General features: G+C 71.7%; 19 protein-coding genes. 9 read left to right on the top strand and 10 right to left on the bottom strand.

Annotated elements, in window-relative coordinates; translation table 11 throughout:
* Positions 1–41: 41 nt before the first annotated feature.
* Entirely contained in the window at positions 42–284 is a 243-nt protein-coding gene (locus AC3EUV_RS19275) for a hypothetical protein (RefSeq protein ID WP_432146017.1), read from the bottom strand.
* A gap of 65 nt (positions 285–349) precedes the next feature.
* On the opposite strand from AC3EUV_RS19275, the gene map reads away from it, so the two are divergent.
* On the top strand, positions 350–1,207 hold the full coding sequence (map, locus tag AC3EUV_RS19270; RefSeq protein ID WP_388199311.1) for a type I methionyl aminopeptidase: 858 nt from the start codon (positions 350–352) through the stop codon (positions 1,205–1,207).
* 171 nt (positions 1,208–1,378) lie between these two features.
* Positions 1,379–2,068 carry a biliverdin-producing heme oxygenase gene (locus AC3EUV_RS19265; protein WP_432146016.1) on the top strand — a complete coding sequence of 230 codons (690 nt, stop codon included), beginning with the start codon at positions 1,379–1,381 and terminating at the stop codon, positions 2,066–2,068.
* Positions 2,069–2,192: 124 nt separating this feature from the next.
* Here the strand turns inward: AC3EUV_RS19265 and AC3EUV_RS19260 are convergent, their stop codons facing one another.
* Positions 2,193–2,858 (bottom strand): PhzF family phenazine biosynthesis protein, encoded by a 666-nt coding sequence (locus AC3EUV_RS19260; RefSeq protein ID WP_432146015.1) that lies wholly within the window; start codon positions 2,856–2,858, stop codon positions 2,193–2,195.
* Positions 2,859–3,158: 300 nt separating this feature from the next.
* Between AC3EUV_RS19260 and efeO the strand changes: the two genes are divergently transcribed.
* The 4 genes from efeO (at position 3,159) to AC3EUV_RS19240 (ending at position 7,584) form a co-directional block, all read left to right on the top strand.
* Entirely contained in the window at positions 3,159–4,313 is a 1,155-nt protein-coding gene (gene efeO, locus AC3EUV_RS19255) for an iron uptake system protein EfeO (RefSeq protein ID WP_432146014.1), read from the top strand.
* A 24-nt stretch (positions 4,314–4,337) separates the two neighbouring features.
* On the top strand, positions 4,338–5,666 hold the full coding sequence (efeB, locus tag AC3EUV_RS19250; protein ID WP_435603426.1) for an iron uptake transporter deferrochelatase/peroxidase subunit: 1,329 nt from the start codon (positions 4,338–4,340) through the stop codon (positions 5,664–5,666).
* 66 nt (positions 5,667–5,732) lie between these two features.
* Positions 5,733–6,725: an iron uptake transporter permease EfeU gene (gene efeU / locus AC3EUV_RS19245; RefSeq protein WP_432146012.1), complete on the top strand. Its 993-nt coding sequence runs from the start codon at positions 5,733–5,735 to the stop codon at positions 6,723–6,725.
* Positions 6,622–7,584: an SCO2278 family lipoprotein gene (locus AC3EUV_RS19240; protein WP_488187912.1), complete on the top strand. Its 963-nt coding sequence runs from the start codon at positions 6,622–6,624 to the stop codon at positions 7,582–7,584. The genes efeU and AC3EUV_RS19240 overlap by 104 nt, the downstream gene beginning before the upstream one ends.
* A 99-nt stretch (positions 7,585–7,683) precedes the next feature.
* Here the strand turns inward: AC3EUV_RS19240 and AC3EUV_RS19235 are convergent, their stop codons facing one another.
* The 6 genes from AC3EUV_RS19235 to AC3EUV_RS19210 form a co-directional block, all read right to left on the bottom strand.
* The gene (locus tag AC3EUV_RS19235; RefSeq protein WP_042154160.1) at positions 7,684–8,430 is read right to left on the bottom strand and encodes a bifunctional DNA primase/polymerase; all 747 of its coding nucleotides are present in this window, start codon (positions 8,428–8,430) and stop codon (positions 7,684–7,686) included.
* Positions 8,431–8,592: 162 nt separating this feature from the next.
* The gene (locus AC3EUV_RS19230; RefSeq protein ID WP_432146010.1) at positions 8,593–9,192 is read right to left on the bottom strand and encodes a TetR/AcrR family transcriptional regulator; all 600 of its coding nucleotides are present in this window, start codon (positions 9,190–9,192) and stop codon (positions 8,593–8,595) included.
* 369 nt (positions 9,193–9,561) lie between these two features.
* Positions 9,562–10,518, bottom strand: a complete 957-nt coding sequence (locus AC3EUV_RS19225; protein ID WP_432146009.1) for a small ribosomal subunit Rsm22 family protein — start codon at positions 10,516–10,518, stop codon at positions 9,562–9,564.
* 40 nt (positions 10,519–10,558) lie between these two features.
* On the bottom strand, positions 10,559–11,614 hold the full coding sequence (locus AC3EUV_RS19220) for a serine hydrolase domain-containing protein (protein ID WP_432146008.1): 1,056 nt from the start codon (positions 11,612–11,614) through the stop codon (positions 10,559–10,561).
* A 77-nt stretch (positions 11,615–11,691) separates the two neighbouring features.
* Positions 11,692–13,008 carry a multidrug effflux MFS transporter gene (locus tag AC3EUV_RS19215; RefSeq protein WP_432146007.1) on the bottom strand — a complete coding sequence of 439 codons (1,317 nt, stop codon included), beginning with the start codon at positions 13,006–13,008 and terminating at the stop codon, positions 11,692–11,694.
* A gap of 124 nt (positions 13,009–13,132) precedes the next feature.
* Positions 13,133–14,800 (bottom strand): alkaline phosphatase D family protein, encoded by a 1,668-nt coding sequence (locus tag AC3EUV_RS19210; RefSeq protein ID WP_432146006.1) that lies wholly within the window; start codon positions 14,798–14,800, stop codon positions 13,133–13,135.
* 178 nt (positions 14,801–14,978) lie between these two features.
* Between AC3EUV_RS19210 and AC3EUV_RS19205 the strand changes: the two genes are divergently transcribed.
* The 3 genes from AC3EUV_RS19205 (at position 14,979) to AC3EUV_RS19195 (ending at position 18,169) form a co-directional block, all read left to right on the top strand.
* On the top strand, positions 14,979–15,911 hold the full coding sequence (locus AC3EUV_RS19205) for a DUF4429 domain-containing protein (protein ID WP_432146005.1): 933 nt from the start codon (positions 14,979–14,981) through the stop codon (positions 15,909–15,911).
* 97 nt (positions 15,912–16,008) lie between these two features.
* Positions 16,009–16,899: an SDR family oxidoreductase gene (locus AC3EUV_RS19200; protein ID WP_432146035.1), complete on the top strand. Its 891-nt coding sequence runs from the start codon at positions 16,009–16,011 to the stop codon at positions 16,897–16,899.
* Between the two features lie 235 nt (positions 16,900–17,134).
* Entirely contained in the window at positions 17,135–18,169 is a 1,035-nt protein-coding gene (locus tag AC3EUV_RS19195) for a trypsin-like serine peptidase (RefSeq protein WP_432146004.1), read from the top strand.
* 78 nt (positions 18,170–18,247) lie between these two features.
* Here the strand turns inward: AC3EUV_RS19195 and AC3EUV_RS19190 are convergent, their stop codons facing one another.
* Both AC3EUV_RS19190 and AC3EUV_RS19185 read right to left on the bottom strand, forming a co-directional pair.
* Complete coding sequence (locus AC3EUV_RS19190) at positions 18,248–18,985, bottom strand: HAD family hydrolase (RefSeq protein WP_432146003.1); 738 nt, start codon at positions 18,983–18,985, stop codon at positions 18,248–18,250.
* Entirely contained in the window at positions 18,982–19,788 is an 807-nt protein-coding gene (locus tag AC3EUV_RS19185) for a DeoR/GlpR family DNA-binding transcription regulator (protein WP_435603425.1), read from the bottom strand. The genes AC3EUV_RS19190 and AC3EUV_RS19185 overlap by 4 nt, the downstream gene beginning before the upstream one ends.
* Positions 19,789–19,828 lie beyond the last annotated feature (40 nt).

Below are 19,828 nucleotides of genomic sequence, written 5' to 3'. Positions count from 1 at the left end.
GGAGCGGGGCCGGGTGCAGGCGGCCCTGCGGCCCCGGCCGGTCAGTCGCCCTCCGAGCCGGCCTTCCCCTTGTCCGCGTCCGCGTCATGCCACTTCGGGTCGGTCTCCCACTCCAGGTTCCGCTCGCGGGCGGTTTCCATGGCGTGCGACGCCTCCTCGCGGGTGGCATACGGGCCGAAGCGGTCGGCGGCGCGGCACTCGGGGCCCTCTTCGACCGTCCCGTGCTTGAGGCAGTAGTACCACTCGCCCGGCTTGCCGACCGCATGCCTCTTGAACAGCGCCATTGCCGCCTCCTGTGGATATTCCGTGCCACCATCCTGCCCGACGGCCCGCGGATACACTCGCTGACATGTCTGGCCAGTCGCTTCTTGTCCCGGGGAAGATCTCCCCCACCCGCCCCGTCCCCGCCTCGATCCGGCGCCCCGAGTACGTCGGGAAGGACGCACCCACCCCTTACACGGGGCCCGAGGTGCAGGATGCCGAAACGATCGAGAAGATGCGGATCGCCGGCCGGATCGCCGCGCAGGCGATGGCGGAGGCCGCCAAGCTGATCGCGCCGGGCGTGACGACCGACGAACTGGACCGGGTCGCCCATGAGTTCATGTGTGATCACGGCGCCTACCCGTCCACGCTCGGCTACCGCGGCTTCCCCAAGTCGCTGTGCTCCTCGCTCAACGAGGTCATCTGCCACGGCATCCCGGACTCGACCGTCCTCAAGGACGGCGACATCGTGAACCTGGACGTGACCGCGTACATCAACGGTGTGCACGGCGACAACAACGCCACCTACCTGTGCGGCGACGTGGACGAGGAGTCCACGCTGCTGGTCGAGCGCACCCGGGAGGCGCTCAACCGCGCGATCAAGGCCGTCAAGCCGGGCCGGCAGATCAACATCATCGGCCGGGTCATCGAGTCGTACGCCAAGCGCTTCGGCTACGGAGTGGTCCGTGACTTCACCGGCCACGGCATCAATTCCTCCTTCCACTCCGGCCTGATCGTTCCGCACTACGACAGCCCGCACCACACCACCGACATCAAGCCCGGCATGACCTTCACGATCGAGCCGATGCTGACGCTGGGGTCCTACGACTACGACATGTGGGACGACGGCTGGACGGTCGTGACCAAGGACCGCAAGCGGACCGCGCAGTTCGAGCACACGCTGGTGGTCACGGACACCGGGGCGGAGATCCTCACGCTGCCCTGACGGGAGCGGGGAAAATCTTTACCGACAGCGCGTCGGGAACAGGGGTAGGCTCGTTACCGACAGGACGTCGGGAACGGTTGACGCGGGCCGCGGGTTAGGTAACCCTAAGTTCGGCGGCTCGGCGGAGCCGGCCTGTTCCCGTCTGCTGCCCTCAGTCCCCGGAGGTCCGCCTTGGAAGCTTCCAGCCCGACCCCGCTCGCCCCTTCTGCTCCGTCCGCTCCGTTTTCGACGGTGATCCGCACCGCGTCCCACGAGCAGCACACGGAGGCCGAGAACTCCTCCTTCATGAGCGATCTGCTCGGCGGCCGGCTCGGCGTCGGGGCCTACCGGCGCTACACCGAACAGCTGTGGTTCGTCTACCGCGCGCTGGAAGACGCCTCCGGGCCGCTCTCCGGCGATCCGGTGGCGGGGCCCTTCCTCCGGCCGGAACTGGCCCGCACCGCCGCGCTGGAGCGTGACCTCGCCCATCTCGGCGGGCCGTCCTGGCGCACCGGTCTGGCGCCGCTGCCGGCCACCGCGGCCTACGCGGACCGGGTGGCGGCCTGCGCCCGCGAATGGCCGGCCGGCTTTGTCGCCCACCACTACACCCGCTATCTCGGCGATCTCTCCGGCGGCCAGATCATCCGTGGCACCGCGGAGAAGACCTGGGGCTTTGCCCGCAAGGGCGACGGGGTGCGCTTCTACGTCTTCGAGGACATCCCCAACCCCGCCGCCTTCAAGCGGGAGTACCGGGCCCTGCTGGACGCGCTGCCCGTGGACGACCTGGAGAAGCAGCGGGTGGTCGACGAGTGCAAGCGGGCCTTCCGGCTGAACAGCGCGGTCTTCCGGGAGCTGGGCGAGCAGTTCCCGCTGAGCGCGTAGCGGCCGTTCGCCCGTTCTGCGTCAACTGCCCGCCGGTACCCGTACTGCCTCAACTGCCGTCGGCGCCCGTTCTGCCTCAATTGCCGCCGGACGCCTGCTCGTTGACGCCTTCAGGGGCAGACGGTCAAGAGGTGGCGCGGCGCACCCGTCCCCCTACGGCGATGGTGCCGTCGGGATGGGTGCGGGTGAGGATCCGGGAGCCGGTGCCCTGGCGGATGTCGAGCGGGCGGCCCAGCTCATGGGTGAGCAGCATGGCGGCGGCGCCGGTCGCCTCGTCCTCGGTGATGCCGTCGCCGCGGCGCGGGAAGCCCCGGGCCCGGACCACGCCCGCGGCCTCGTCCTGCCAGGCCCAGGCGTAGAGCCAGCCCTCGCCCGGCGGCGGCGCGGGCAGCGCGTCGACCTCGGCCACCGAGGCGTACCGCCGGGTCGTCCGGGCGGGCACCCACTCCGCGCGCCCGCGCACCCAGGTCACCTCCCCCTCGAAGTCGACCGCCACCTCACCGGCCGGCGGGCGCAGGGTGCGCGGTGGCCGTCCCAGGCTCCGCAGCAGCCAGGCCAGACCGACCAGCGGATGGCCCGCGAACGGCAGCCGGACGCCGGGGGTGTGGATGTCCACGGTGCCGCGGGCGGCGTCGTCGAGAAAGACGGTTTCGCTGAAGCCGAGTTCGGCGGCGAGCGCGGCGCGGGCGTCGGCGCCGGGGAGGGCGGCCCCGTCGCGGACCACGCCCAGCGCATTGCCGCCGGCCCCGTCCGGTCCGCAGAACACCCGGAGCACCTCAAGATCGGTCATCCGGACAGTGAACAGCAGAGCCGGGAGGGGGCGACAAGAGCCCGGCGACGGTGGCCGGATTTCGTCGGTCATGGATCCTCGCGAACGAGGCCCCTTACCTTGACCGGCACATGGCGGTTCCGTGACCGGGCGCGGGCCAATCCGTAATCGGGCCGTTGTCCATGAGAGCGGGATCACTCGTCAGGCCGGGCAGAAATAGGTAAGCCTCGGTTAAGTTAGGGCCGCCTTAGTGGCGATCCCGGCCACTGTCTATCGTTCCGTACGCCGTTTCCGTACATCCGAGCCCGCTTGGAGCCCTGTATGCGTGCCCTTCGTCCCGCCGCCGTCGCCGCCCTCGCGGCAGCCACGGCCGTCACCGCCGTCTCCGGCTGCGCCGCGAAGAACGACGGCAAGGGGGGCAGCGGCAAGGGAACCATCGAGGTCACCGCCGACGACACCAGCTGTGAGCTCTCCGCGAAGGAATTCCCCGCCGGACATGTCCGGTTCGCGGTGCAGAACAAGGGCTCCAAGGTCACCGAGGTCTACCTCTACGCGCCCGGCGACCGGATCGTGACCGAGCGGGAGAACATCGGCCCCGGCACCCGGACGGAGATCACCGCCGAGGTCAAGGCCGGTTCGTACGAAATCGCCTGTAAGCCGGGCATGAAGGGCGACGGCATCCGCCAGAAGGTGACCGCCAGCGGCAAGGGCGCGGCCACCAAGCGCGACCCCAAGCTGGACGCCGCGGTCACCGCGTACCGCAAGTACGTCCAGGAGCAGGCCGACCAGACCCTCCCGGCGGCGCAGAAGTTCGCCGACGCGGTCAAGGACGGCGATGTCGAGGCCGCCAAGAAGACCTATGCGCTCTCGCGGGTCGGCTGGGAGCGCACCGAGCCGGTCGCCGAGTCGTTCGGTGACATCGACCCCAAGGTCGATGTGCGCGCCGACGGCCTGGAGAAGGGCCAGAAGTGGACCGGCTGGCACAAGCTGGAGAAATCCCTGTGGGAGGAGAAGAAGATCTCCGGGGACGACAAGAAGCTGGCCGGACAGCTCATCACCGACCTCAAGGACTGGCAGAAGCGGGTCGGCAAGGCCGAGATCACCCCGACCAGCATGGCCAACGGTGCCAAGGAGCTGCTCGACGAGGTGGCCACCGGCAAGGTCACCGGTGAGGAAGAGCGCTACAGCCACACCGACCTGCTCGACTTCCACGCCAATGTCGAGGGCGCCGAGAAGGCCTACGAGCTGCTGAAGCCGGTCGTCGGCAAGAACGACCCGGCGCTCGCCAAGGAGCTGGACAAGCAGTTCAAGGTGATCGGCGACCTGCTCGACGAGCACCGCGACGACAAGTCCGCCGACGGCTTCGCCTCGTACGAGACGGTCGACAAGGGCGAGCGCAAGAAGCTCTCCGACGGGGTCAACGCGCTGGCCGAGCCGCTGTCCAAGCTGGCCGCCGCCGTGGCCACCGCCAAGTAGTCCGCTGCCAGGCAAGGGGAGACGATGACGCACGACGACGACACGTCCACCGAGAACACCGCCACCGAGGGCGGCGAGGCCACGCAGACCACCGAAGGGCGGGCGCCCTCCCGGCGTTCACTGCTCGGCTGGGGCGGCGCGGGCCTGGCCCTCGGCGCGGTCGCGGCCGGCGGTACCGCGGCGGCGCTGCGCACCGGCGGCGACGCCCAGCCGGCCGGCGCGGACGCGACCGCGGGCGCCGCGATCGCCTTCCACGGCAAGCACCAGTCCGGGATCGCCTCCGCGGTCCAGGACCGGCTGCACTTCGCCTCGTTCGATGTCACCACCGACGACCGCGACGAGCTGATCACGCTGCTCAAGGAGTGGACGAAGGCGGCGGCGCGGATGCAGGCCGGGGACGCGGTCGGTGACGGCGCGGTCGGCGGGCTGGCGGAGGCGCCGCCGGACGACACCGGCGAGGCGCTCGGGCTGCCGCCGTCCCGCCTCACCCTCACCTTCGGCATCGGCCCCACGCTGTTCGAGAAGGACGGCAAGGACCGGTTCGGTATCAAGGCGCGGCGTCCCGAGGCGCTGATCGAGCTGCCGCAGTTCCCCGGCGACAACCTCGACAAGGCGCGCAGCGGCGGCGATCTGTGTGTCCAGGCCTGTGCGGACGACCCGCAGGTCGCGGTGCACGCGATCCGCAACCTGGCCCGTATCGGCTTCGGCAAGGTCGCGATCCGCTGGTCGCAGCTGGGCTTCGGCAAGACGTCCTCCACGACGCCGGACGCCCAGACCCCGCGCAACATGTTCGGCTTCAAGGACGGCACCCACAACCTCGCGGGCACCGACTCCGCCGCGCTGGACAAGCATGTGTGGGTCGCGGACGGCGACGCGAAGGGCAAGGAGAGCTGGATGGCCGGCGGCTCCTACCTCGTCGCCCGCCGGATCCGGATGCACATCGAGACCTGGGACCGCACCTCGCTCCAGGAGCAGGAGGACATCTTCGGCCGGAACAAGGGCGAGGGCGCACCGGTCGGCAAGAAGAACGAGCGGGACACCCCGCATCTGAAGTCGATGCTGCCGACCGCGCATGTCCGCCTGGCGCATCCGGACTCCAACGGCGGGGTGCGGATCCTGCGCCGCGGCTACTCCTTCACCGACGGGACGGACGGGCTGGGCCGGCTGGACGCGGGGCTGTTCTTCCTCGCCTACCAGCGGGACGTACGCCAGGGCTTCGTCCCGCTCCAGAAGCGGCTGGCCGCCAATGACGCACTCAACGAATACATCCAGCACGTGGGTTCCGCGCTCTTCGCGGTGCCGCCGGGCGTCCGGAACGCGGACGACTGGTGGGGCCGGGCGCTGTTCGCCTGACACCACCGTGCCACCGTCGGCGGCGGAGACCGTCGCCGACTCCATGAAGGAAGGGAAGGAACCGACGTGTTCGGCAACTACCTGATCGGTCTGCGCGAGGGCCTGGAAGCCAGCCTCGTGGTCTGCATTCTCATCGCCTACCTGGTCAAGACCGGGAGGCGGGAGGCGCTGCGCCCGGTCTGGCTCGGGGTCGCGCTCGCCGTGGTGCTGTCGTTCGCGTTCGGTGCGGCGCTCCAGTTCGGTTCGCAGACACTGACCTTCGAGGCCCAGGAAGCGCTCGGCGGTTCGCTGTCGGTCATCGCGGTGGGCCTGGTGACGTGGATGGTCTTCTGGATGCGGCGCACCGCGCGGCATCTGAAGCAGGAGCTGCACGGCAAGCTGGACGCGGCGCTCCAGATGGGCACCGTGGCGCTGGTGGTCACCGCGTTCCTGTCGGTGGGCCGCGAGGGCCTGGAGACCGCGCTGTTCATCTGGACGGCCGCGCAGTCCGCGAACGACGGCGTACGGCCGCTGATCGGGGCGCTGCTGGGGCTGCTGACGGCGGTGCTGCTGGGCTGGCTGTTCTACCGCGGTGCGGTGCGGATCAACCTGGCGAAGTTCTTCACCTGGACCGGCGGCATGCTGGTGGTGGTCGCGGCGGGCGTGCTGGCGTACGGCTTCCACGATCTCCAGGAGGCGGACATCCTGCCGGGGCTGGGCACCCGGGCGTTCGACATCAGCGCCCAGATCCCGGCCGACAGCTGGTACGGGACGCTGCTGAAGGGCGTCTTCAACTTCCAGCCGGACCCGACGGTCCTTCAGGTCACGGTGTGGGCTCTGTATCTGATCCCCACCCTCGCCTTCTTCCTCGCCCCCGGTAGGGTTGCGCCGAATCGTGCCACCCCGGCGGCCGCCCCGTCCGCCCCGGTCGCCCCGAAGGAGCCCGAGCCCCATGACACGCAGGTCGCCGTTCCGGGTGCCCGTAACACTGACGTCGGCAGCGGCGGCGCTGGTGATACTGAGCGGGTGCATGACGGTGCACGGCGAGAGGGAGATGCTGCCGGCGGTGTCGAAGGCTGAGGGCGCCAAGGCCCTCACCCGCTTCACCGACAGCTTCAACCAGACCTACCGGGAGCTGGACCCGAAGCGGAACCCCTCCTTCGAGGCGGGTGCGCTGCTGGCGATCGACCAGGCCGGGATAAAGGCGGCCCGCGCCCTCCGGCCGCAGGGCAATCCGCAGTTCCCCGCACTGGAGCTGACGGAGCCGCGCTTCACCGTCCCCAAGCAGGCGGGCTGGCCGAAGTACTTCGTCGCGGACGCGCTCAGCAACCGCAAGGACGCCAAGGGCCACCCCACCCGCTGGTTCCTGGTGTTCAGCCGCAACGACATCAACGAGAAGTGGCGCGCGGTGTACTTCGCGCAGTTCCCGGGCAACAAGGCACCGGAGCTGAAGACGAAGGACGGCTACGCCGAGGCGGTGCCGCCCAGCGCCGGCTCCGGTCTGACGGTGGCCCCCGGCAAGCTGAGCCGGGCCTACGCGGACTACCTCAACTCCGGTAAGGGCAGCCTGTTCGCGCCGGGTCCGCAGACCGACGGCTGGCGGGAGCGGCGTGCCAAGGACGCCCGTCAGGTCGGCTCACGCATCCAGTGGCAGGACTCCCCCTCGGACCATCCGCCGGTGGCGCTGCGGACCACGGACGGCGGGGCCCTGGTGTTCTTCTCGACCGTCTACCACCAGCAGCAGACGATGTTCGCCGGGGCGACGATCCGGGTGCCGGCGAATCTGCGGGGCCTGGTGGTGGGGCCGGAGAAGAAGACCAACCGGATGAACTTCACCACCGTCTCGTCCCAGGCGGTCACGGTGCCGGCCAAGGGCTCCGGCAACAAGGTCGTCGTCCTGAACCGGCGGGAGGGCAAGACGTCGGTGGAGCCGCAGTAGCGGAAGTACGGCGCACGCGGCCGGACCGCGGAGACGTCGAAGGGCCGCCGGGGTGATCCCGGCGGCCCTTCGACGTTCGGGCAGAGGGGCGCGGCCCGGTCAGCGGCCGATCGGCCAGGCGTGGGCCTCGTGGTGGTGCGGTTCGCGGTCGTTGAACTCCGCGCAGGCGTCGGTGAGCGACTCCAGCAGCGTCAGCGGGTCGGGCAGCGGGAGTTCGGGGCCGCGCAGCCAGGTCACCGCGGGCTGGTCGCCGGGCAGGGTGGAGGGCGGCAGCAGCACATAGCTGCCGCGGCAGTGCCAGCGCAGCCCCGGATGCTCGTCCATGGTCTCGGGGTGGCAGTCCAGCTCGCAGGGCCACCACTCGTCCTCGTCGTCCGGGGTGCCGCGGGTGGCGGTGAAGAAGAGCATCCGGCCGTCGCCGAAGCCGGCGCCGCTGAGGGTGATCGGGCCGACGTCGATGCCCGCCGCGTCCAGCCGCCCCAGGGCGCTGCGGCCCGCCTCGACGGGGACGTCCAGTACGTCATGGGTGATGCCGGTGGCGGTGATGAAGTTGGCCTGCGGGAGGGTGCGGACCCAGGCGGCGACCTTGTCGCGGTCGGTGGTGGCGACGGTCTGCCAGCCGAAGGAGACCGGGTGCCGGCCCGGGGTGGGACAGCCGATGCGTTCACAGGAACAGCCGTAGCCGGAAGGATGCGCCGCCGGGGCCACCGGGAATCCCGCGTCGGCCGCCGCCAGCAGCAGGTCCTCGCGGCTGCGCGCAGCCGCTGATCCCGTGTCCGTATCGCCGCCGTCCGATCCGCTCTTCGGCCGGCGCAGCCACTGGGAGAACCTGCTCTTGCGTTCCATCTATCCCCTCACTTCGAGCGGTGGTCTGGGATCAATGCTGCCACCATCCTGCTCCTCGGGTGACCGGTGTGCGGATCCGGGGTGAACGAACGACGGAGGAATACCGGCAATTCGGGGCAATGGCGGCACACCGGCTCCACCGGAACCCGGCCGTCCGCCCGCTCAGTCGCGCGGCCGCAGCCCCCGCAGCACCTGGTCGACCAGGACGTCGACGTACTCGTGGGTCAGTTCGCCGGTGCGCATCAGCCAGCGCTGTGAGAAGGGACTCAGCAGCATCTCGACGGCGATCCGTAGATCGATGTCGGCGGCGAGCTCTCCGGTTTCCTGGGCCACCCGCAGCCGGTCGATGTAGAGCCGGGTGCCGGGCTCCATCAGCCGGGCGACGAAGGTGCGGGAGAGCTCCTCGTCGTTCGCGCCGGCCGCCGCGAGGGCCCGATAGGGGGCCTGGAACGCCGGGTCGTTGAATTCGTCGGCGGTGGCCCGCAGCACGGTTTTGAGGTCCGCGGCCAGATCGCCGGTGTCGGGGAGGCCCTCCGCGTCGTACTCGTCGACCCCGGCGGTGAACGCGTCGAGCAGCACGGCGGCCTTGGAGGGCCACCAGCGGTAGATCGTCTGCTTGCCGACCCCGGCCCGGGAGGCGATGCCTTCGATCGTGAGCTTGTCGTAGCCGACCTCGCCGACGAGCACGAGGGCGGCGTCGAAGATCGCGCGGCGGGAGCGTTCGCTGCGGCGGGAGGAGTCGGGGGTCGATGTGTTCGCCATGCCGCGGAGTCTAACCGGGAAGAGGCGAGACGTATCGTCTTGACGAGACGGGATGTCTCGCGGGCTTCCCACGTTTTCGGCTCTCCCGCCGTGGTGGGTTTTCGCCCTTGGGGGGCTTCCCACGTTTTCGGCTTTCCCGCCGTGGTGGGTTTTCGCCCTTGGGGGGCTTCCCACGTTTTCGGCTTTCCCGCCGTGGGTGGTTTCGCCTTCGGCGGGGTGGGGGGTTAGGGCTGCGGCCCCGGTGCGTGGGGGTGCGGTGCCGGGGGCTCCGGGGTGTGTTGTCGGACTGCTTCGCTTTACGTCCGACAACACACCCCTCCGCCCCCGGCACCTCGTGTTTGTGGTGGGGCCGCGGCCCGGTGGGGGGAGTTAGTCGTTGGGCCAGGTGTCGCCCCAGGAGGCGTCGCGGGCCGCTCGGTACTGGGCGCCTTGGCGCTTGGTCACTGTGGTGCGCTGTAGGCCGTTCTGTGTGGTGCACAGGTCCAGGAGGACCTGGCCCTTGCGGAGTTGGGGTTTGCGGATGATGCGGGTGGGGGCGGGGGTGGCGTCGAGGGTGGTGGCGGCGACGTAGCTGAACTTTTCGTCCTCGTACGGGAGGGAGCCGCCCTTGACCTGGCGGTGCAGGGAGGAGCGGCTGACCCGGGCGGAGAAGTGGCACCAGTCTTCGCCGGGGACGATGGGGCAGGTGTCGCTGTGCGGGCAGGGGGCGACGATGCGCAGACCGGCCTCGGTGAGCTGGGTGCGGGCCTCGCGGATGCGGAGGTAGCCGTCGGGGGTGCCGGGTTCGATCAGGACGACGGTGCGGGCCGTGGTGGCCGCGGCGACGACGGCGCGGCGGTCCTCGGGGCGGAGTTCGCCGAGGACGTAGGAGACGGTGACCAGGTCCGTGCCGGCAGGGACGGTCAGGCCCTCGCCGATGGTCTGCCGCTGCCAGGTGATGTCGGGGAGGATCTCGGCGGCCAGTTCCCTGCCGAGGTCCAGGGCGGGCTGGGCCCAGTCCAGGACGGTGCTGTGGTGGCCTTCCCAGGTGGCGGCGGTGGCCCAGGTGGCGGCGCCGGTGCCGCCGCCGATGTCCACATGGGTGGCCGGGGACCAGTCCGGGACGCGGGCGGCGAACGCGGCCAGCGCGGCCCGTACGGCTTCGAAGGTGGCCGGCATGCGGTAGGCGGCGTACGCGGCCACATCCGCGCGGTCGCGCAGGACCGGGGCGTCGGTGGGGGTGCGGCCCCGGTAGTTGGTGATCAGCCGGTCGACTGCCTGCGCGGCCTGCTTGGGTGGCAGGCCGTCGAGCAGGCCCGCCAGCGCGGCGCGCAGTTCCTCGTGCATGGGGGAAATTCTACGGGGCCCGGCGGCGTGCCCTGCCTGGTCAGGTGGCGCGGGACACCGCGCGGGCGAGCCGGGTGGCGGCCGCGGCGCGGGGGGCGCTGCCGCCGTCGCGGCGGCGGGGGTGGACGGTGTTGGCGAGCAGCACGAGGAAGGTGTCGGTGGCGCGGTCCAGGACCAGGCTGGTGCCGGTGAAGCCGGTGTGGCCGGCCGCGCCGCGGCCCGCCAACTCGCCCATGAAATACGGCTGGTCGACGCCGAAGCCGAGGCCGGGCGGGTCGAGGAGGGTGGCGACGGCGTCGGGGCCGAGGATCCGGGCGGTGCCGTAGGTGCCGCCGTTGAGCAGGGTGCGGCAGAGCACGGCCAGGTCCTGGGCGGTGGAGAAGAGCCCGGCGTGGCCGGCGACACCGCCCAGCGCCCAGGCGTTCTCGTCGTGCACCTCGCCGCGGAGCAGGCCGCGGTCCGCCTTGGCCCAGGGCCGCCACTGGTCCTCGGTGGCCGCCACGCCGTGTGGTGCCAGCGGGCCGTACGAGGTGCTGGACATGCCCAGCGGGCCGGTGATGCCGTCGCGGATCAGGGCGTCGAGCCGGTGTCCGGTGCGCTGCTCCAGGATCAGCTGGAGGGCGATGAGGTTGAGGTCGGAGTAGCGGTGGACGGGGGTCCGGCCGCCGGAAGGGGCTGCCGCCTCCCGCCACAGCAGCGCCAGTTGGGCGGCGCGGTCCCGGTGGTCGTAGAAGGGGAGCTCGGGGGCGAGGCCGGAGGTGTGGGTGAGGAGCTGCCGGACGGTGATGCCGGGGGCGAAGGCGGGCAGATCGGCGCGGACCTCGTCGTCGAGGGCCAGCCGGCCGCGTTCGGTCTGCTGGACCGCGGATACGGCGGTGAAGAGCTTGCTGAGCGAGGCGAGGTCGAAGACGGTGCCGACCCGCATCGGCTCCCACCGGTCGCGGGGCAGTTCGAGGCCGCGGTCCCGCTCGGGGTCGTAGGCCCGGTAGCGGTATGCCCAGCCGGCGGCGGCCTCGGCGGCGACGACCGGGCCCCGGCCGGCCAGCACGACGACGCCGGGGGCCCAGGGCGGCCGGCCCTCCGGCAGCGCCCGCACCCCGCGGACCAGCCGTTCCGTCCAGCCGGGGTCCAGCCCGGCGCGGGCCGGTGTTCCGTAGGTGAGTGCCGTCGCGTTCAGAGTCTGGTCCTCTCGCCCGCCGTGCTCCCGTTGCTCTCCCCCCTACGCTGCCACGGGCGGCACATTCCCAGGAAGCTCACGAGCGCCAATACGGCGCAGGAGAGCTGTACGAGCGCCATCGGTACGGCCGTTCGCTCCCCCGCGATGCCCACCAGCGGGGAGGCCACCGAGCCGAGGAGGAAGGTGGAGGTGCCCAGCAGCGCGGAGGCGGAGCCGGCCGCGTGCGGGGTGCGCAGCAGGGCCAGGGTGTTGGTGCTCGGCATGACCAGGCCCATGGCGGACATCAGGACGAAGAGGCCGGCGGCCATCGGGACCAGACCGACCGGGCCGAAGACGCCGGCGGACATCAGGAGCAGGGCGGTCGCGGCGAGGGCGATCAGCGCCAGGCCGGTGCCCAGCACCTTGTCCAGGCCGACCCGGCCGACGAGGAGCTTGCCGTTGATCTGGCCGACGGTCACCAGGCCGATGGAGTTGATGCCGAAGAGCAGGCTGAAGGTCTGCGGGGAGGCGCCGTAGATCTCCTGGATGACGAACGGCGAGGCGGAGATGTAGGCGAAGAGGGCGGCGAAGGCGAAGGCGCCGACGAGGGCGTAGCCGGAGAAGACCCGGTCGGCGAGCAGATCGCGCATGGTGCGCAGGGTCTGGCCGAGGCCGCCGGAGTGCCGGCGGGCGGGCGGCAGGGTCTCGTCGAGCTTGCGCCACACCAGGAGGGTGAGCGCCACCCCGACGGCGGTGAGGACGACGAAGACCCCGCGCCAGTCGGTGAGCCGGAGGATCTGGCCACCGATGAGCGGGGCGACGACCGGCGCCACCCCGGAGATCAGCATCAGGGTGGAGAAGAACCGGGCCATCGCCACGCCGTCGTACAGATCGCGGACCACCGCCCGCGCGATGACGATGCCGGCCGCGCCCGCCAGGCCCTGCAACAGGCGGAAGGCGATGAGGAGTTCGGCGTTGGTGGCGATCGCGCAGAGGGCGGTCGCCAGGATGTAGACCACCATGCCGGCCAGCAGCGGGCGGCGGCGGCCCCACTTGTCGCTCATCGGGCCGACGATCATCTGCCCCAGCGCCATGCCCGCCAGGCAGGTGGTGAGGGTGAGCTGGACGGTGGCGGCCGGGCTGTGCAGGGCGGCGGTGACCTGCGGCAGGGCCGGGAGGTACATGTCCATGGAGAGCGGCGGGACCGCCGTGAGGCCGCCGAGGACGAGGGTGACGAGGAGGCTGGTGCGGCGGGACGCGGCCGGTGCTGCTGCCGCGCCCCGCTCGGCTATGGCGGGAAGGTCCTGGGTCTCGGCCGTGCCGGGCTCCGTCATGCGGGTCTCCATGGTGATAGATGGCTGCACCATGGTGTCATGCGGGAGGCGGCTTCTGACCGTTTTGGAACCGGTCTTTGGGCTTAGGACGGACCTCCCCAGGCCCTACGACAAACGTCCCGGATCAGGCCGGCTTCAGGCCCGGGTCGCCCGCTTCGGAGACGAACGAGGCGGCGGTCTGCACCGCGGCCCCGGGGGTGGTGACGGCGGACACCGTGCGGTAGTCGGCGCGGGCGGTGTCCTGTTCGAGGGTGACGGTGAGGTAGCCGCGCCGGCCGTTGTAGAACTTCAGGTGCGGGTTGGCGGCCAGGTAGGTGTCCCAGTTGGCCGGTTTGTCCGCGCCGTTCTTGCCACTGGCGATCGAGGTGGTGACCAACTCCACCCCCGCGGTGCGCGAACCGGGGTCCGCGAAGTCCTTCTTGATGTCGAAGGCGTAGTGGACGTGCACATCGCCCGTGAGGACGACGAGGTTGTCCACACCCGCCGACTCGGCACCGGCCAGCACCCGGTCGCGGGAGGCCGCGTAGCCGTCCCAGGCGTCCATGCTCAGCTGGTAGCCGGGGCCGGTGGCGTTGCGCCGCTCGGAGAACGTGACCTGCTGCGGCAGCACGTTCCAGCGCGCGGTGGACTCCCGCCAGCCGTCGATCAGCCAGCGCTCCTGGGCGGCGCCGGTCAGGGTGCGCGCGGGGTCCCGGGACTCGGCGCCCGGGGCGTGCCAGCCGTCGCCGTACGCCTGGTCGGAGCGGTACTGGCGGGTGTCGAGAATGTCGAACTGGGCGAGCTGCCCGTACTGGAGGCGGCGGTAGAGCCGGCAGTCGGCGCCCTGGGGCCGCTGCGGGCGGCGCAGCGGCTGGTTCTCCCAGTACGCGCGGTAGGCGGCGGCCCGGCGGACGAGGAACTCGGCGGGCGGGAGGTGGTCCTCGCTGATGTCGGAGGCGTAGTTGTTCTCCACCTCGTGGTCGTCCCAGGTGACGATGAAGGGGTGCGCGGCGTGCGCGGCCTGGAGGTCCGGGTCGGACTTGTAGAGGGCGTAGCGCAGCCGGTAGTCCTCCAGCGTGACCGTCTCGCGGTTGAAGACCGCGGGCAGCGTGCGGTCGGTGTAGTTGCGGGCACCGCCGTTCGCGCCGACCGGGTACTCGTAGAGATAGTCACCGAGGTGGAAGACGACGTCGAGGTCCTCCTCGGCCAGGTGGCGGTAGGCCGTGAAGTAGCCGTCGTGGTATGCCTGGCAGGAGACCGCAGCGAGCTTCAGATCCGAGATCCGGGCGCTGCGGGTGGGCGCGGTGCGGGTGCGGCCGACCGGGCTGATCCAGCTGCCGGCGCGGAAGCGGTAGTAGTAGACGCGGTCGGGCGCGAGACCGGTGGGCTCGATGTGCACGGAGTGGTTGAACTCCGGGTGGGCGTCGGCGCGGCCCTGGCCGGCCAGCCGCTTGAAGTGCTCGTCGTAGGCGACTTCCCAGCGGACGGTGACTCTGGCGTTGGGCATCCCTCCCCCACTCTCAACTTCGTTCGAGCGGGGGGACCCCCATCCAGGCTCATACGGACGCGGAGCGAGGCGGGTCCACAGCACGACGGAGCCGGGCTGCGGGTCACCGGAGGCGACGCCGAGGGTGAACGGGTTCTCGGTGATCTTCCGCGCATCGGCCTCGGCGGCGTAGGCGGCGCCCGCGCCCGGCAGGTTCGTCGCGAAGGCGAGCGCCGCGGCGGCCCCGGTGGCGGTGAGGAAGCGGCGGCGGCCGAAGTGCGCGGCCGCGGCCCGGATCTCCTGCTCGTGCGGTGCGTGGTGAGTCATCTGGCCCTCCCCTGAAGGCGGTTGTCGCAGAGCCCGTAGGGGATCCATTCCAGGGGCGCGGGACGGCGCGGTGCTGTCCCGTGCACGACACAGACATGACAGCTGGATGAGGACTGGGCCCGCACCGGACGCGGTCGGACAATCACGGCACCGGCCGTGCCTCCGTAGGATTCACGGCATGGCTGAACTGATGGTGCGCGACGGCACCTGGACCTTCGACGGCGACGCCGTGCGCATCGTGCCGGGCCGCGAACGCGGGGTCCACAAACTCCGCCAGGACCTTGGTGAGTTCACGGTGCCGCTGGCCGCGCTGGCCGGGATCGCCCTCGAACCGGGCCGTAAGGGCGGCCGGCTGCGACTGCGGCTGCGGGAAGGCGCGGATCCGCTGCTTCAGGCCACCGGCGGCGGTCTGCCGGACGAGGCGAACCCGTACCGGCTGACCGTCGACGCCGGACGGGTCGAGGTCGCCGAGTACTTCGTCGACACCGTACGCCAGGCCCTGATGCTGGAGCAGATACCGGACGGGCCCGCCGACCGCTATCTGCTGCCCGGTCCGTCCGTACCGCTGTCGGCCGCCGGGGTGGACGGTGTCGCCACCTTCGACGGCGAACGGGTGCACCTCGAATGGCGCTGGAACACCAGCGAGACCAAGCGGGACTGGGGCCCTCGGAACTTCGCGCTCAGCGCCCTGGAGGCGGTGGAGTGGCGGGCCGCCGCCGGTCTGGAGTCCGGCTATCTCCGGTTCCGGCCGCGCGGGGCGACGGAGCGGCTCAAGCCGGAGCGCGACCCCAACTCCATCGAGCTGTGGGGCTTCAAGAAGGAGAGTGGCACCACCGCGCTGCTGGCGGCCGCGGTCGCGGCGCGGCTGCCGCATCCGTCGGCCGGTGCGGGCACTGCCCTGCCTGCGGCGGCCCCGGCCACGCCGCACACACCGGCCGCGCCGCTCGCCCCGGCCGCTCCCCCGGCGTCCGCCGCCCCCGCCGAGGACCATGACGCCCTGCTGCGCCGGCTGCGCGAACTGGGCGACCTGCACCGCGACGGCATCCTCACCGAGGAGGAGTTCACCGCTACCAAGGCGGCGGTCCTGCGGCGCTTCCACACCGGGGGCTGAGTCGCGGCGGCGGCGCCCCGTCCGCCGCCCGTACGCCGTTTACGCTGCCGCCATGGCAGAGAACACAGAGCCGGCACGAGCAGCACGGACGACACCGATGGCACGGGCCGGGCAGGTGGGCGGGGTGGCGACCGCGCCCCGGCCCACCCTGCCGGCACCGACCTCGCGGGGCGGGCAGAGCACCCGGACGGCCCCGGCCGCACAGGAGGCACGGCAGGACGGGGCAGCGCCCCGGCAGGTGGCCGTGGTCACCGGTGCCGGCTCCGGCATCGGGCGGGCGGTCGCCCTCGCGCTGATCGCCGCCGGCTGGACGGTGGTACTGGCCGGGCGGCGCGCGGAGGCGCTGGCGGAGACCTCCCGGCTGGCCGGCCCGGCCGGTCCCGACGGCCCCGCGATCATGACGATGCCGACCGATGTCACCCGCCCCGAGCAGGTCGACGCCCTGTTCGCCGCCGTCCGCGAGCGGTTCGGGCAGCTGGACCTGCTCTTCAACAACGCGGGCACCTTCGGCCGGGCGGTGCCGCTGGAGGAAGTGGCGTACGAGGACTGGCGCGCCGTCGTCGATGTCAACCTCACCGGTTCCTTCCTCTGCGCCCAGGCCGCCTTCCGCGCCATGAAGGCCCAGGAACCACAGGGCGGACGGATCATCAACAACGGCTCGATCTCCGCCCACACCCCGCGCCCGCACTCCATCGCCTACACCGCCACCAAGCACGCGATGACCGGCCTGACCAAGTCGCTCTCCCTGGACGGCCGTCCGTATCAGATCGCCTGCGGCCAGATCGACATCGGCAACGCGGCGACCGAGATGACCGGCCGCATGCAGACCGGCATTCTCCAGGCGAACGGCCAGACGGCGGCCGAGCCGGTGATGGACGCGACGGATGTCGCCCGCACGGTCGTGCAGATGGCCGCACTGCCGCTGACGGCCAATGTGCAGTTCGCGACGGTGATGGCCACCAACATGCCGTACATCGGGCGGGGTTGAGGAAGCGACGAGGGGGAGGGCGGCCCATCGGATCCCGTACGACCCCTGCCCACTTTCCCCTTCCGGTGGCACCCTGAGAGCCTGCCCTCGCACCCGGCCGGGCCGACCGGCCGGGGTGTGAAGACAGGCGCTTCCTCGAATCCGCACCTCTCGTCTGCCGGGCCGCCCCCGTGCGGCCCGTCCCCACGCGGCCGCGCACGCCCGCCGTACGCGGCCCCCGCAGAAGGAGTTCCGCGTGAGACGAACCGCTCGCGGCATACCGGCAGTTCACGGCATACCGGCGCCGCGCCCCGCAGGCAGATCCCGGGCCGCCCTCGGCACCCTGACAGCCGCCGGTACCCTGCTCGCCCTCCTGCTCCCCACCGGCCCGGCCGGCGCAGCCACCCCGCAGCCCGGCCACCGCACCGCCACCCCGCGGACCACCCCCGTCGCCTTCTGGACCGCCGACCGGATGCGCGCCGCCGCACCCCTGGACCCCGCCACACCCACGAAGCGGTCCGCCCCCGCTGCGGTGGCGCGCAGCGCCCCGCTCACGGTGTCCCCCACCCTCCCCCGACTCCCCCGGACCGGCGCGCCGTTGCCCGGCGCTCTCCCCCAGGCCGGCGGCCCGTGGACCGGCGGCGGCGCGGTCGTCAAAACGACCGGCCGGGTGTTCTTCACCTACCAGGGCCGCAATGCCTCCTGCTCCGGCGACGCGGTCACCAGCGGCAACAAGAGCACCGTGATCACGGCGGGGCACTGTGTGAAGCTCCAGGGCGCCTGGCACACCAACTGGGTCTTCGTCCCCGGCTACCACGACGGCCAGGCCCCGTACGGCAAGTGGCCGGCGTCCAAGACGCTCGCCACTCCCCAGTGGACGGCGAGCGAGGACATCAACTACGACGTCGGGGCCGCGGTGGTCGCCCCGCTCGACGGCAAGAAGCTCACCGATGTCGTCGGCGGCCAGGGCCTGTCCTTCAACTCCGGCTACAGCAAGGCGATGTACGCCTTCGGCTTCCCCGCGGCGGCCCCGTACGACGGCAGCAAGCTCATCTATTGCAGCGGCACCACCTTCAAGGACCCGCTGTTCTCCCAGGACCACGGGCTGTCCTGCAACATGACCGGCGGCTCCAGCGGCGGCCCCTGGTTCACCTCGTTCGACGAGAAGACCGGCACCGGCCTCCAGTCCTCGGTGAACAGCTTCGGCTACCAGTTCTGGGCCAACACCATGTTCGGCCCGTACTTCGGCGACGACGCCAAGAACCTCTACAACGAGGCGCAGAAGTCCTGATCCAGGCACCCTGACCCACGCCCCGGGGGCCGCCCGGCGATGTCCGTGCGGCCCCCGACCGCTCAGCCGAGGACGCCCTCAGGCCACGAGACGCAGGACGTCCGCCAGGCCGCGCTCTCCGGTGCGGTTCTCGGCCGGCAGGAGGTAGGTCCGCAGGCCGCAGGCGCTGGCGCCGCCGTCACGGACCGGGTTGTCGCCGACCATGAGGGTGGCCCGCGGCGCGGCGCCGAGACCGGCACACGCCTGGAGAAACAGCTGGGGATCGGGCTTCTCGCGGCCCTGCTCGCAGGAGATGACGCAGCTGTCTATCAGGGCGTCGAGTCCGTGGTGGGCGAGGTGGGTGCGCAGGTCCCACGGGAAGTCGCTGACGATGCCGATGCGCAGTCCACGGGCGCGGAGTGCGCGCAGGACGGGCTCGGTGTCGGGGTAGGGGACCCAGGCGTCCGGGGCGGCGAGTTCCCGGTAGGCCGCGTCCTCCGCGCCACGGAGGAAGTCCACCCGGCTCCACCACCCGCACATGGCCCGGCGGTGCCGTTCGGGGGAGAGATCCCGGCACTCCTGGAGGGCGACAACGGCGGGCTCCCGGAAGGCGGTTCGCAGCTGACGGGCCACCTCGGCCTCGGCACCGGGCGCGTCGAGCAGGGCGAGCCGGCCGGCGGCGGCGCCCACCCGGCGCAGCCAGGTGGGCAGGGGGATCATCTGGAAGATGGTGTTGCTGAAGTCGAACAGCACGGCCTGCACCCGGGGCACGGGTGCGGCCATCTCGGTTTCGGTGAGGCGATAGGTGCTCGGGGTTTCGAACAGGGTCTGTATCACGAGGCGGGCTCTTCGGGGGCGACTGTCTCCACGGGGACTCCGAGGTCGCGGATGGCCGCGAGTTCCGCCGCGGGGGTGCCGGTGTCGGCGATGACCGCGGTGTAGTCGGCCACGGTGCCGTACGCGTAGGTGGCGGTCTTGCCGAATTTCGAATGGTCCACCAGGAGCAGGGCCTGCTCCGCGGACGCGAGCATGGCCAGCTTCACCTCGACGTAGTCGTTGAGGGGGTGGAAGAGCCGGCCCTCCAGGATGGCGGTGGCGGACATCAGGGCCAGGTCGGCATGGATCTTTGACAGGGCGCGGGTGACGGCGGGGCCGGTGCAGGAGTTGAAGTCGCCGCGGTAGCGGCCGCCCAGCAGGGTGACGGCCGCTCCGGGCGCGGATCCGAGGCGCTGTGCCAGGCCGACCGAGTTGGTGACGACATGGATCTGGTCCAGCTCGGCCAGCGCCGGGATCAGGGGGAACAGGGTGGTCGAGTCGTCCATGAGGACCGTGCTCCCCGGCTTGATCCGGTCGGCGACGGCCGCACACAGCGCGTTCTTGGCCGCGAGACCGCTGTTCTCCCGGAAGCGGGTGGCGGTCTCCATGGTGAGCGCGGGAAAGGCGACGGCCCGTCCGCGCTCCTTGCGCAGCAGATGGCGCCCCGCGAGGTGGTCCAGGTCCCGGTGCATCGTCATGAGGCTCACCCCGAAGTGCCGGGCGAGGGTGTCGATGCGGGTCTCACCGTGTTCGGCGACGTATCGCAGGATGGCCTGCCGCCGCTCCTCGACGACGGCATGCGACGGTCGCGTACGGGCGGGCACAGCAGGTCTCCTTCCCCTCCGTGACCTGGCCGGTCCCGCG

The sequence above is a fragment of the Streptomyces sp. bgisy130 genome (assembly GCF_057708345.1).
Note: the sequence above shows the minus strand (reverse complement) of the source record. Positions and strands in the feature narration are given on the sequence as shown.